The 12,745-nt window shown below is 40.7% G+C and carries 16 protein-coding genes and 1 tRNA gene; 15 read left to right on the plus strand and 2 right to left on the minus strand.

Annotated features, from left to right (window positions below; all coding sequences use genetic code 11):
• The first annotated feature begins 10 nt into the window (after nt 1–10).
• The 7 genes from mnmG (at nt 11) to ACWPWY_RS19235 (ending at nt 7,367) form a co-directional block, all read left to right on the plus strand.
• Entirely contained in the window at nt 11–1,897 is a 1,887-nt protein-coding gene (gene mnmG / locus ACWPWY_RS19205; protein ID WP_454193232.1) for a tRNA uridine-5-carboxymethylaminomethyl(34) synthesis enzyme MnmG, read from the plus strand.
• Between the two features lie 2 nt (nt 1,898–1,899).
• On the plus strand, nt 1,900–2,625 hold the full coding sequence (gene rsmG, locus ACWPWY_RS19210) for a 16S rRNA (guanine(527)-N(7))-methyltransferase RsmG (protein ID WP_454193233.1): 726 nt from the start codon (nt 1,900–1,902) through the stop codon (nt 2,623–2,625).
• 376 nt (nt 2,626–3,001) lie between these two features.
• Nucleotides 3,002–3,820 (plus strand): nucleoid occlusion protein, encoded by an 819-nt coding sequence (gene noc, locus ACWPWY_RS19215; RefSeq protein WP_454193234.1) that lies wholly within the window; start codon nt 3,002–3,004, stop codon nt 3,818–3,820.
• Between the two features lie 114 nt (nt 3,821–3,934).
• On the plus strand, nt 3,935–4,696 hold the full coding sequence (locus tag ACWPWY_RS19220) for a ParA family protein (RefSeq protein WP_454193235.1): 762 nt from the start codon (nt 3,935–3,937) through the stop codon (nt 4,694–4,696).
• The gene (locus tag ACWPWY_RS19225; RefSeq protein ID WP_454193236.1) at nt 4,689–5,531 is read left to right on the plus strand and encodes a ParB/RepB/Spo0J family partition protein; all 843 of its coding nucleotides are present in this window, start codon (nt 4,689–4,691) and stop codon (nt 5,529–5,531) included. Before ACWPWY_RS19220 ends, ACWPWY_RS19225 begins: the two co-directional genes overlap by 8 nt.
• Nucleotides 5,532–5,687: 156 nt before the next feature.
• Nucleotides 5,688–6,842 (plus strand): aminotransferase class V-fold PLP-dependent enzyme, encoded by a 1,155-nt coding sequence (locus ACWPWY_RS19230; protein ID WP_454193237.1) that lies wholly within the window; start codon nt 5,688–5,690, stop codon nt 6,840–6,842.
• 24 nt (nt 6,843–6,866) lie between these two features.
• Complete coding sequence (locus tag ACWPWY_RS19235; protein WP_454193238.1) at nt 6,867–7,367, plus strand: DUF4446 family protein; 501 nt, start codon at nt 6,867–6,869, stop codon at nt 7,365–7,367.
• Here the strand turns inward: ACWPWY_RS19235 and yyaC are convergent.
• Nucleotides 7,339–7,947 (minus strand): spore protease YyaC, encoded by a 609-nt coding sequence (yyaC, locus tag ACWPWY_RS19240; RefSeq protein ID WP_454193239.1) that lies wholly within the window; start codon nt 7,945–7,947, stop codon nt 7,339–7,341. The two genes, ACWPWY_RS19235 and yyaC, sit on opposite strands and share 29 nt — an antisense overlap.
• 101 nt (nt 7,948–8,048) lie before the next feature.
• Here yyaC and ACWPWY_RS19245 point away from each other — a divergent pair, with 101 nt between their 5' ends.
• The 4 genes from ACWPWY_RS19245 (at nt 8,049) to ACWPWY_RS19260 (ending at nt 9,665) form a co-directional block, all read left to right on the plus strand.
• Nucleotides 8,049–8,297, plus strand: coding sequence for a DUF3343 domain-containing protein (locus ACWPWY_RS19245; protein ID WP_191802383.1), 249 nt, complete (start codon nt 8,049–8,051; stop codon nt 8,295–8,297).
• A 43-nt stretch (nt 8,298–8,340) separates the two neighbouring features.
• Nucleotides 8,341–9,309: a mechanosensitive ion channel family protein gene (locus ACWPWY_RS19250; RefSeq protein ID WP_454193899.1), complete on the plus strand. Its 969-nt coding sequence runs from the start codon at nt 8,341–8,343 to the stop codon at nt 9,307–9,309.
• The gene (locus ACWPWY_RS19255) at nt 9,299–9,508 is read left to right on the plus strand and encodes a DUF951 domain-containing protein (protein WP_191802385.1); all 210 of its coding nucleotides are present in this window, start codon (nt 9,299–9,301) and stop codon (nt 9,506–9,508) included. Before ACWPWY_RS19250 ends, ACWPWY_RS19255 begins: the two co-directional genes overlap by 11 nt.
• A 65-nt stretch (nt 9,509–9,573) precedes the next feature.
• A tRNA-Ser gene (locus ACWPWY_RS19260) sits at nt 9,574–9,665 on the plus strand.
• Between the two features lie 444 nt (nt 9,666–10,109).
• On the opposite strand, the gene ACWPWY_RS19265 is transcribed toward ACWPWY_RS19260, so the two are convergent.
• Nucleotides 10,110–10,304, minus strand: a complete 195-nt coding sequence (locus ACWPWY_RS19265; RefSeq protein WP_191802387.1) for a YjzC family protein — start codon at nt 10,302–10,304, stop codon at nt 10,110–10,112.
• Nucleotides 10,305–10,506: 202 nt separating this feature from the next.
• On the opposite strand from ACWPWY_RS19265, the gene rpsF reads away from it, so the two are divergent.
• The 4 genes from rpsF to ACWPWY_RS19285 all read left to right on the plus strand — a co-directional run bounded on the left by rpsF (nt 10,507) and on the right by ACWPWY_RS19285 (nt 12,428).
• A complete protein-coding gene (gene rpsF / locus ACWPWY_RS19270; RefSeq protein WP_160035531.1) occupies nt 10,507–10,791 on the plus strand; it encodes a 30S ribosomal protein S6 in 285 nt (94 codons plus the stop codon).
• A gap of 51 nt (nt 10,792–10,842) precedes the next feature.
• Nucleotides 10,843–11,328, plus strand: a complete 486-nt coding sequence (gene ssb, locus ACWPWY_RS19275; protein ID WP_454193240.1) for a single-stranded DNA-binding protein — start codon at nt 10,843–10,845, stop codon at nt 11,326–11,328.
• 19 nt (nt 11,329–11,347) lie between these two features.
• Entirely contained in the window at nt 11,348–11,617 is a 270-nt protein-coding gene (gene rpsR, locus ACWPWY_RS19280) for a 30S ribosomal protein S18 (RefSeq protein ID WP_160035535.1), read from the plus strand.
• A gap of 187 nt (nt 11,618–11,804) precedes the next feature.
• Entirely contained in the window at nt 11,805–12,428 is a 624-nt protein-coding gene (locus ACWPWY_RS19285) for a M15 family metallopeptidase (RefSeq protein ID WP_454193241.1), read from the plus strand.
• Nucleotides 12,429–12,745 lie beyond the last annotated feature (317 nt).

Genomic DNA, 12,745 nt, shown 5'->3' on the forward strand with positions numbered 1-12,745 from the left:
GGAAGATACGATGGGATTTGATGGCGGTACATTCGATGTTATTGTCGTTGGTGCAGGTCATGCTGGTGTTGAATCAGCTCTTGCCGCAGCTCGTATGGGCTGCAAAACGCTGATGGTTACCATTAATCTGGATATGGTCGCATTTATGCCATGTAATCCATCGATCGGGGGACCAGCAAAAGGTCATGTAGTTCGTGAAATTGATGCATTAGGTGGAGAAATGGGCCGTAATACAGACCGGACTTTCATTCAGATGAGAATGCTTAATACAGGTAAAGGTCCAGCGGTACATGCGCTTCGAGCACAGGCAGATAAATTCTCTTACCAGCACACGATGAAAGAAACGATGGAAATGGAACCGAATCTTACGATGCGCCAAGGCATGGTAGAGCGTTTAATCGTGGAAAATGGCACATGTGTCGGTGTCCTTACACAGACAGGAACAGAATATCGTGCTAAATCCGTTGTACTTACAACAGGAACCTATTTACGCGGTAAAGTAATTATGGGTGAACTGATGTATGAGAGTGGACCGAACAATCAACAACCTTCGATTAAATTGTCTGACCATCTAAAAGAGCTTGGTTTTGAACTTGTACGTTTCAAGACAGGGACTCCACCTCGGGTGCATAAGGATACAATCGATTTCAGTAAAACAGAAATTCAACCAGGAGACGATATTCCTAAGTTTTTCTCCTATGAGACAGAAAGCTCAGACAATGAACAATTGCCATGCTGGTTAACGTATACTTCCGCTGAAACACATCAGATTATTTCGGATAATCTGCATCGTGCTCCAATGTTCTCGGGTGTGATTGAAGGAACAGGACCACGTTATTGTCCTTCCATTGAAGACAAGATTGTTCGTTTTAGTGATAAACCAAAACATCAAATTTTCCTAGAACCAGAAGGAAAAAACACAAAAGAATATTATGTTCAAGGATTGTCTACCAGCTTACCTGAAGATGTGCAATTAGAAGTATTGCGCTCAGTTCCGGGGCTTGAAAATGTACAAATGATGCGTAACGGCTATGCAATCGAATATGATGCAATGGTACCTACGCAACTTCTTCCCTCTTTAGAGACCAAGCGTCTTCCAGGTCTGTTCACTGCAGGACAGATTAACGGAACTTCTGGTTATGAAGAAGCAGCTGGCCAAGGAATTATGGCTGGGATTAATGCAGCTCGTAAAGCACAAGGAAAAGAAGCGGTTGTTCTAGATCGTTCGCAAGGGTACATCGGTGTTCTTATTGATGATCTGGTGACGAAAGGTACGAATGAGCCATACCGTCTACTTACTTCACGGGCAGAGTATCGACTGCTTCTGCGTCATGACAATGCAGACATGAGACTTACTCCACTTGGACACGAGATTGGTCTTGTATCAGATGAACGTTATGCTAAATTCCTTAATAAAAAGGAAAAAGTAGAACAGGAGATTGAACGTCTGCGCACCACTCGTACTCGCCCATCAGAAGTGAATGAACTTCTAGCAAGTATAGAGTCGACTCCTTTGCAAGACGGAATTGCCCTTCTTACGTTAATGAGACGTCCTGAAGTCAATTATTCATTTATCGAAAGAATCTCCCCTTCTCCTTATGACCTAAATGAAGAGATGAAGGAACAGGTTGAAATCCAGATTAAGTATGCCGGCTATATTGAGAAGCAACTGACTCATGTAGAGCGTCTGCTAAAAATGGAGAAAAAGAAAATTCCAGATACCATCAACTACAATGAGATTCATGGTCTGGCAATGGAAGCGAAACAAAAGCTAGAAAAAATTCGTCCAATTTCTATTGGTCAAGCTTCCCGAATCTCGGGTGTAACACCAGCAGATATTTCGATATTGCTCGTTTATTTGGAACACTATAATCGGGTTACTGCGTCTAGGGGGTAACAATGGATCATATACAGAAGGAATTGCAAGAACGCTTAGCAAAACACCAAATTGAGCTAAACGAGAAGCAGTTAGATCAATTTGAGATTTATTATAAAGAGCTTGTATCTTGGAATGAGAAAATGAATCTAACCGGTATCACGGAAAGAGAGCAAGTATATACAAAACATTTTTATGATTCTGTCTCACTTGCTTTCTATGTAGGAATGGACGAAGTGAATACGATTGCGGATATTGGCTCTGGAGCTGGTTTCCCTGGTATTCCACTGAAGATTTGTTTCCCTCATTTGAAGCTGACGATTATTGATTCTTTGAATAAACGAATTAATTTTTTACAGCATCTTGTGGATGCTCTTGGACTTGAAGGTGTAGAGCTTATTCATGGCAGAGCTGAAGAAATGGGAAGACGCGCAGGTTACCGGGATCATTATGATCTCGTTACCGCACGTGCTGTTGCAAGGCTCGCGGTACTTAATGAATTTTGTTTACCATTTGTTCGTAAAGACGGAATGTTCGCAGCTATGAAGGGTAGCGACCCTTCTGCAGAATTGACAGAAGCGGCATATAGTTTAAAAGAGTTAAAAGGTAAACTTATAGAGACTCACGCTTTCCAACTACCGGTGGAAGAGTCAGCAAGGCATATGATTCTAATCCGTAAAACGGCAAACACTCCAAAGATGTATCCTAGAAAACCTGGAACACCACTAAAGACCCCGCTTGTTAAATAATAAAAAGGGAATGTTTCACGTGAAACATTCCCTTTTTTGTTTTTTCTCAAGCAATCTACCCATCTCCAAAGAGAAAAAAATGTCGAATCTATCTCTACAAATTCTCAGTTGAAAATCAATAAATATGATGAAATTAGTAGAAGCCTATTTTCCTTAAAATGAGATAAAATTCACTACCAAACAATAGGATTATGGAAGAAAAAGTGATAGAATAGAGAAAGTAGTTTCTTCGTACAAAATGAGTCTAAACGTCATAGAACATAATCCCATACATAAAGAAGACGGCTTAGCCTAGGTGCAACACGGAATCGAAGAGAGAACAGTCAATGAAGTGCCTAAAGCGGCACTATTTTGAATTTAGGTGGTAATCTACGGAATGAAAGAACAATTTTCGAAGTTGTTTGGTTTGACGGAACGCAGTAACGGGGAAGAAGTAAAACAAATTCCAATCGACGAAATTGTGAGCAGCCCGTATCAGCCCCGTACGATTTTTGATGACGAGAAGATTGAAGAGTTATGCCAAACGATTAAAACACATGGCGTTATTCAGCCGATTGTAGTCCGCGTTCGAAACGGCCAATATGAACTCATTGCTGGAGAGAGACGCTGGCGTGCTGTTAAGAAACTTGGCATGGCACATATCCCTGCAATTGTTCGTGAATTTAATGATTCCCAAGCCGCCTCAATAGCGCTTATCGAAAATCTACAGCGCGAAGGGCTTACAGCGATTGAAGAAGCTGTGGCATATCAAAAGCTGATTGATCTGCACCAATTAACACAAGAAAGTCTGGCACAGCGCCTTGGCAAAAGCCAATCCACAATAGCAAATAAAATTCGCTTGCTGCATTTACCTGAAGAAGTGAAAATGGCTCTTATGGAACGGAAAATATCAGAGCGACATGCGAGGGCATTACTTTCCTTAGATAGTCTGGAGATTCAATTAAAAATACTCGAAGAAATCATCACTAAAGAATTGAACGTAAAACAAACGGAAGCCAGGGTTGCTTTTTATAAGGAATCTTCCAAGATCAAGAAGTCGAAACGGGTTTCTTTTACAAAAGATGTTAGACTTGCTTTGAACACAATTAGACAATCCATTGATATGGTGTCAGACTCGGGTTTGGACATTAAAACAAAAGAATCTGATCATGAAGATCATTATGAAATATTAATACAAATTCCGAAACGTAAATAATGAACATACAGCGGCTCAAGTGCCGCTTTTTCTATCTAGTTCATTCTAGCTTTTGCGCCGACTATCTATTATCTCGTACCCCTAAGGAATGACTCCTATACTGAGGTGAACAAAGTGTCAAAGATTATTGCCGTAGCAAACCAGAAGGGCGGAGTAGGAAAAACAACGTCCTCTGTTAATCTGGGTGCAGGATTGGCTTCACTTGGCAAGCGTGTGCTTCTTGTAGATATAGATCCCCAAGGCAACACAACTAGCGGTGTGGGTGTTAATAAAGCAGATGTTGCTTACTGTATTTACGATGTTCTCATTGAAGAAATACATCCTAGAGAAGCAATTGTCGAAACGAATATCCCGGGACTCCATCTGATTCCCGCAACAATTCAGCTCGCTGGTGCTGAAATTGAACTTGTATCTACCATCTCTCGTGAAGTTCGTCTGAAGAAATCTCTGCAGATGATCAAACATGAGTATGACTATATCTTGATTGATTGTCCTCCTTCACTTGGGATGCTTACAATTAACTCACTGACTGCATCCGATTCTGTTATTATTCCAATTCAGTGTGAATATTACGCCCTGGAAGGTTTAAGTCAACTCCTAAATACCGTTAGACTTGTACAGAAACATCTGAATACTTCTCTTCAAATTGAAGGCGTTCTTCTTACGATGTTTGATGCTCGTACTAACCTTGGGATTCAAGTTATAGAAGAAGTGAAGAAGTATTTTCAACAAAAGGTTTATAGAACGATTATTCCACGTAATGTTAGGCTTAGTGAAGCACCATCACATGGACAGTCTATTATTACGTATGATCCTCGCTCAAGGGGAGCTGAGGTTTATCTAGAGTTGGCAAAGGAAGTGATTTCATATGAGTAAGCGTTTAGGTAAAGGCTTGGATGCACTTCTACCTTCGCTTTCGATCAACGACGATGACAAAGTTGTGGAGATACCACTCAGCCAGCTTCGTGCAAATCCTTATCAGCCTAGAAAAACATTTGATGAAGAATCCATAAAAGAACTGGCCGAATCTATTCGTCAGCATGGAGTCATTCAGCCGATTATTGTACGCAGTGTGCTTAAAGGGTTTGAAATTATAGCTGGTGAGAGGCGTTTTCGTGCATCTCAATATTGCGGTAAATCAACAGTTCCAGCAGTAGTACGCAATTTTTCCGAACAGCAAGTTATGGAAATTGCACTTATTGAAAATCTGCAACGTGAAAATCTAAATGCAATGGAAGTGGCTGTAGCTTATCAAGGTCTTATGGATCAGTTCTCTCTAACTCAAGAAGAGCTGTCTATAAAAGTTGGTAAATCAAGATCTCATATTGCTAACTTTCTGCGGTTGTTATCCTTACCGGAAGAAGTAAAGGATTATGTTTCACGTGGAACATTATCCATGGGGCATGCAAGGGCTATTGTTGGTCTCAAGGACCAAAAGGTAATAAAGGAACTGGCAGAGGAATGTATCCAGAAGCAATGGAGCGTTAGAGAACTTGAAGAAGCCGTTCAACAACTGGATCGTAAGGGAAACGAAAGTAAATCTAAATCTAAGCAGAAGAGAAGAGATCCTTATATCGAAACAGTTGAGGAAAGTCTGCGTGATCGTTTTAAGACTACGGTAAAGATTAAAGCTAACAAGGAAAAAGGAAAGATTGAACTAAACTATTACAGCAAACAAGATTTAGAGAGACTTTTAGAATTACTTCAATAGATGGACTTCTCGAATGATCTACATGTCTAACCTATCATCAATACACATGAATATGAGGGTAATGGGTAAGTAAGTCTTTAGTGTAATGACATATCGTCCTCTTACCTCAGGTAGGAAGAAAAGATATGTCATTTTCTTTTGTAGAGGAGTAGGGAAATGAAAGAAATCATATATTTGGATCACGCTGCTACCTCATGGCCGAAGCCGGAAGTAGTAAAAGAAGCCATGCTTCAGGCAATGGAAACAGCAGGTGCAAATCCTGGCAGAGGAAGTCATCAAATGTCTGTTAACGCAAGTCGGGTATTATTTAATACTCGCCGTGTTATTGCAAAGCTGTTTGGGATTCATAATCCAAATGATATTGTACTTACTTCTAATACTACAATGAGTTTAAATCTAGCTATAAAAGGGATTTTGAAACCAGGCGATCATGTCATTACAACAATGATGGAACATAATTCGGTAAGAAGACCTTTAGAATACTTAAAATCGCTCGGGCAGATTGAAGTGGATTATCTACCGCTTACAAATGAAGGCCAAATATCTGTCGATATGCTTGAGGGCCAGATCCGTCCCCATACCAAATTAGTAGCAGTAACTCATAGTTCTAATCTGCTAGGAAGTATCCTTCCAGTTCAAGACATTAGTGCTGTTACTCGGAAATATGGGATACCTTTGCTCGTAGATGCAGCTCAAAGTGCGGGAGTTCTGCATATTGATGTGGAGAAGATGGGCATTGATATGTTAGCTTTTCCAGGGCATAAAGGTTTGCTTGGGCCACAGGGAACAGGTGGACTTTACATTCATCCTAATCTTGATGTGAAGCCACTGCTTTACGGAGGGACAGGTAGTCAATCAGAAGCAATAGGTCAACCTACAGTTAGGCCGGATCGTTATGAATCTGGTACACCAAACGTGGTAGGTTATGCTGGTCTAAGGGCAGGAATAGAACAAGTACTATCCTTGACGGTAGATCAAATCTATGAACATGAGTGGGCACTCTCCCAATATTTAATAGAGGAATTAGAAAAGATTCCGAGATCGCATATTCTTGGACCAAGAAAAGGGTGGCCGAGAAGCGGACTTGTATCTTTTAATATAGAAGGTATGGATTCTGCCGAGTTAGCTTTCCGGCTTGATCGGGAATACAGCATCGCAGTACGTTCGGGTTACCACTGTACCCCGTTAGCACATGAAAGCGCAGGAACTTTAGATCGAGGAGCAGTAAGAGCTAGTTTTGGTGTAAACTCAACGGAGGCAGAAGTGTCGGCGCTGCTCGCAGCTGTCCACCATCTTGCCGGTAGATCTTAATTAATAGAGGAGTAGGAACAATAAATGACAGATATGAATGAGCTGATCCTGGAACAATTACCTATGATTATTTTCGGTATTTTGTTAATTGTTCTTGTTCTTTTAATCATGATGATTGTCCAAGCTACAAAGATGCGTAGGCTTCGTAAAAACTATGATAACTTAATGTCTAGTACAGGAGTGGAAGATTTAGAATCCTTACTTTTTCAGCTTAAAGTTCAGATGGATTCCATTGAGGATATGCAAGCTGAGAACAAAGATGATATTACAAAGGCGATTACGAAGTTGAATCAAGTCCAAGGGAAAATAGGAGTAAAACGTTATAATGCATATGGAGAGCGGGGGACAGATCTAAGTTTCTCTGTTGCCATGCTGAATGAACAGAGCGATGGACTCTTGTTAACCGGGTTATATAATCGCGATGGTTCGTATGTATATGCTAAGCCCCTAAAAGGGGGAGAATCAACGTATTCCTTATCCAACGAGGAAAAAGAAGCTATTGTTCTTGCACAGCAAGAAGCGTAACACGTTTATGCCATTCTGTAAGTGCATCATATAAACTGTGGGAGATAACTTCTGCCATGCGGACGACAAGACTAAGCCGAGTATTCTGCAGTACGAAATACTCCATAAAGCCGCCGACGTTAACGATACCAGTCAAATGGATATCGCCGACCGGCGGTAATTCTTTATTTACACCTGCTCCTGGGCGGAGTGGTCCTGCAGCTACCTGAATGCAGCCTACACTAGAAGATTGTCCAAGACAGGCATCGATACCAATGACATAAGGGTCAGCATGTGTGGAATAAATTTCATCCAGTGTATCTTGCAGATTCATTGCATGAACGGGTTCCTCTAGTGTACCGTATAGGTGGTAGATGGGACTCTTTAACTTGGATAGAGATGTACCGACAAGAGGACCAAGACAATCGCCTGTTGAGCGATCCGTTCCGATGCAGACGATGACGATTTCTTTATGGGCAGGTGCCTGAAATAGATAGAATAGTAAGCGATGAACAATGGCTGATGCGATGCCTGGATCCGTATGGGATATTTTCAGGCCAGGCATGTCCTGTGAAGATAAAGCTTTTGGAATACGATTCATAGTCGCACTATCTTCCTTTCGTGCTTGGAATAGTAGTACTAGTATATGGAAGAATGGTGGATTTTATACTTACTAGACCATCATAGATAAGGAGTATTCCAATGGATACGTGGATTACGATTGCTTTTGACTCAACACAGCAAGCTATCTATGCAGAAATGCTGCTAGAGTATGCGGAGGTTGAGATCGATACCTATCCTACCCCTAAAGAAATTACGGCAGGCTGTGCCTTATCTATTCAGTTTCCTGAGCAATTTCTGGACAAAGTAAAGTATGTTATCATGACAGAGAAGGTTGAAATTCGCGGTATCTTTCGAAAAGAAGGCACAGGGTATATAGAGATAAAGTAAAGATTGTTACTTAAGAGGTGAATAAAGAGTGGATTGGCCGTTAATGTTATTGACCGGTGCAACAAATTTACCGGAAGAATCAGATAGTGGAAAAGTGGAAGAAACAGTTGAGGAAGCTGTGAGCTGGGTTCAGAAAATTACAGATGGTATATGGAATTGGTTCACCGATGCTGACATGTGGATTCGCTACACAGGTGTTCTGTTACAGATTCTTATTGTATTTATTCTAACGCGGATTGTTATCAAAGTACTGCATGGAATCATCGATAAGTCCTTACTTAATAATAATTCGGACAGAAGAATTAGACTTAATACTCGTAGAGTTAACACCGTTGGAGAACTTGTGAAAAATGTGGTTTCCATGGTATGTAACTTCATTCTGGTACTCCTTATTCTTAGTCAATTAGGTGTAGATCTAGCACCCGTGTTAGCTAGTGCTGGTGTACTTGGATTAGCTATTGGTTTTGGTGCACAAAGTTTAGTCAAAGACGTAATAACCGGTTTTTTTATTATATTTGAAGACCAATTTGCTGTTGGTGATGTCATCCAAACGGGCATCTTAAAAGGCACAGTGGAGATGATTGGTTTAAGAACAACGAAGATTGTTAGTTTCACTGGAGAGGTTCATATCATCCCTAACGGAGGAATCACCACAGTTACTAACTTCTCAATGGCTAACTCAAGAGCTGTGGTAGATATTCCGATGAAAGGTGAAGAACGACTGGGTGAAGCAATGCGGCTTGTAAAAGAGGCTGTACGCGACCTGCCAGAACGTAATACCAATGTACTGACTGTTCCTGAGGTTGTTGGAATTCAGTCTATGACAACATCTGAGTATGTGATCCGTGTTGTAGCCGAGTGTCTGCCGAATATGAATAATGCAGTGCAGCGTGACATCCAAATGGATGTGAAGGAAGCTCTCGAATATCAAGAAACCGTTCGTATGGCTGAGTTAGAGAGTGCGGCTTCAAGGGAAGATGATGAGACAGGAGATGGATCAGGTGGAGCGTAAAATTTATGGTCTTGGTGACATCGTTCAGATGAAAAAACCACATCCATGTGGAAGCAATGAGATGGAGATTATACGCATGGGAATGGATATCCGTATTAAGTGTGTTGGATGTAAGCATAGTGTACTTGTTCCTAGAGCAAAATTCGAGAAAAACTTCAAAAAAGTACTTCGCTCATCTGAAGAGCCTCAGTCAGAATAGGTAACAGATTGGGGCAATCTTTTCTTGCTAATAGAAGACTTTTTTGATATAATGAATCTTGCTGCGGAAAGGTACCCAAGAGGTTATAAGGGGACTGACTCGAAATCAGTTAGGCGCCTCACGGCGTGCGAGGGTTCGAATCCCTCTCTTTCCGCCATTTAACTAAATGAATGAACCTAAACCTAAAAATACGGACGCACCTCTTACGTTTACAACGTAAGAGGTTTTTTCGTGTATATGGATTTTTTCAGCCATTCATTATAGAGTATTTGTCTTTTATAGAAACCAAAAAAGGACCCTAAAGGGTCCTTCTCGGAAGGCAGTGCGTATTGGTAAAGAAAACATCTTCACGTAACAAATCGTAAGAAACTCGGTGTACTGCCAAGCAATACCAGTGCATCTGAATCCATTTATTTCATCTTCCGCACATTACCTTCCGCTTCTATTTGCCACGATCAAGACCCTCCTTTAAACGAATGTCCGGCTCGGTCTTCAAATCATCCAACGGAACCACACCTCTCCTTGAGCACTGCCTTAACTGTATTATATCCGGTAATAAGAAAAATAAACGTAAGCAGCAAATGAAATTATTTAGTAATAATTAATGGACCCGGGCTTTGGTAAGCTTCTTCCATTTACGATCTTTATTTGTTGTTTCCGGGAACGCATCGCCTTTTTTTAGCTTAACTCGTTTGGGGTTGTTGATCTCTGTGTGAAAACTGGCCTCGCCAACCTCGGTGTATTCTCCGTCATTTGGTGCTTTATCTCCTGGTTCGAATTCTGTTCTTTCACCCATTCGTATCCCTCCTTATATTGTAGTGCCTAATTATTGTGTGCAAATTGCATTCCAATCATGTTCGGGAATCTGATGGTAAAAGAGAACATGTGCTTGCACTCATATCATGAAAATGTTATATTGAAGTGGTGCGAGTTTTTATTCTCGTTCCTTGCTCTCAGCTAAGCTAGAGGGCCTTATGTCCATAAGGAGGTGTATAGTTATGCGCAAATACGAAGTGATGTACATTATTCGTCCTGATATTGAACAAGAAGCTGTTCAAGCTGCAGTCGAAAAATTCCAAGGCATCATCTCCAATGGCGGGGAAATTACAAAACATGATGTTTTGGGTAAACGCCGTCTTGCGTATGAGATTAAGAAATTCCGTGATGGTCACTATGTGTTGGTTAACTTCAACGCTGAACCAGCTGTCGTTTCCGAGTTGGAACGTCTCATGAAAATTTCTGACGAAGTAATTCGTTATCTCATTACGAACGATGTTGCTTAATCCGTAAAACATGATTTTTGTAATAATTACGCTCAGAAGGAGGGGATTAGATTGTTGAACCGAGTCATTCTGATTGGCCGGTTAACCCGTGACCCTGAATTACGTTATACTCCTGCTGGAGTAGCCGTGACTCAATTCACGCTTGCTGTAGACCGACCGTTTACAAGTCAAGGTGGAGAACGGGAAGCTGATTTTATACCGGTCGTTACCTGGAGACAGCTAGCGGAAACTTGTGCAAATTATTTGCGTAAAGGCCGTCTAACAGCCGTCGAGGGACGCATTCAAGTACGTAATTATGAGAATAGCGAAGGTAAACGTGTATACGTTACTGAAGTTATTGCTGATAACGTTCGTTTCTTGGAATCTAGCCGTGATGGTGGTAACACAAATAGCGGTGGAACTGTGCGTGAAGAGCCTTCATTCGGAGGCGGCGGCAACGGTAACCGAGGGAACAATAATTTCTCACGGAACAATCAGGATCCTTTTTCGGATGACGGTAAACCGATTGATATTTCGGATGATGATTTGCCATTTTAATTAGGAAGGACTGAATAGCATGGGCTTCAAACAAAGAGAAGGCGGAGACGATAAAAGACCGGCACGTCGTGGCGGCCGTAATAAACGTCGTAAAGTTTGTTTCTTCACTGTTAACAAAATTACTCACATTGACTATAAAGATACGGACCTGCTTCGTAAATTTATCAGTGAACGCGGAAAAATTTTGCCACGTCGTGTTACTGGCACGAGTGCAAAATACCAACGCATGCTGACGATTGCAATCAAACGCTCCCGTCAAATCGCATTGCTTCCGTACACAACTGAATAGTTTCAGGTTCAGTGATCGAGAACAACCTGCTGTTTACAGCAGGTTGTTTTTTTTGTTTAATAATTACATACAAAACTCTATTCTATTTATATAAAGCGATTGTTAACTATGGAAATATTGGTATGACGTTGTGATCGTCCTATTATACAAAATATAATGATAGGATAGATAAAATATAGGAGTGGTTATGAGAAGGCAAACACATCAAAGACGCGGGACTTCAGGACGTTTATTTTTAATGCTGTTGCTCTTGGGACTTGTATATTATATTTCGCAGTCGGACACTTTCCGTATTAATTGGAGCCTACCTTTTTTTAGAGAGGCAGAAGAAGAACAGTTTGAAGTAACTGGATTACACCCGGTTGTTGCTGAAAAGCAAAATCAATTAGTAGAACGCGCAAGAAAGAGCGGAATAAAGATTGTCATTACAGAAGGATACCGAAGTGAAGAGAGACAAGATGAACTCTTTGAACAAGGACGATCGACAGCAGGACAAATTGTAACTTCTGCTAGAGGCGGGGAATCCTATCATAATTATGGACTGGCGATTGATTTTGCGATTAGGGTCTCAGCAGACAAAGTGATATGGGATATAGAATATGATGGAAATGGAAATGGAAAGTCTGATTGGATGGAGATTGTAGATATCGCTAAAGAACTCGGGTTTGAATGGGGAGGCGATTGGATTAGTTTTCCTGACTATCCTCATCTACAGTATGATTTTGGCTATAGTATAGCTGAGCTGCAGCGCGGCAAAAGGCCACCGGGATATGAACTAAACGCTAAAGATCTAGAATCCAGTGAAGATTAAATGTAAGAAAAGTATCAAAAATAGATATTATAAACTTATTTTCTCTTATATCTGGTCCTGCCAAAGCAGGGCCTTTTTTATTTTCTGAAATCTTTCACAAGATGTTTACAATTCATAGTAGATTTCACTTGAAATAACAAAGTAGAATTGTATAATAGGAAAAAAGTTCTAAAAAAGTTGTTTAGCCGCGATACGTTTATACCAACAAAAAGTTCCTCTTCTAAACAATAACGATAAAATATACATGATTCTATATTTTGTTTGCGTTACGTTTACTCACACTAATATTCCTATCTTATTTAATGTGTAATATATAT

The sequence above is a fragment of the Paenibacillus sp. Marseille-Q7038 genome (genome assembly GCF_965111595.1).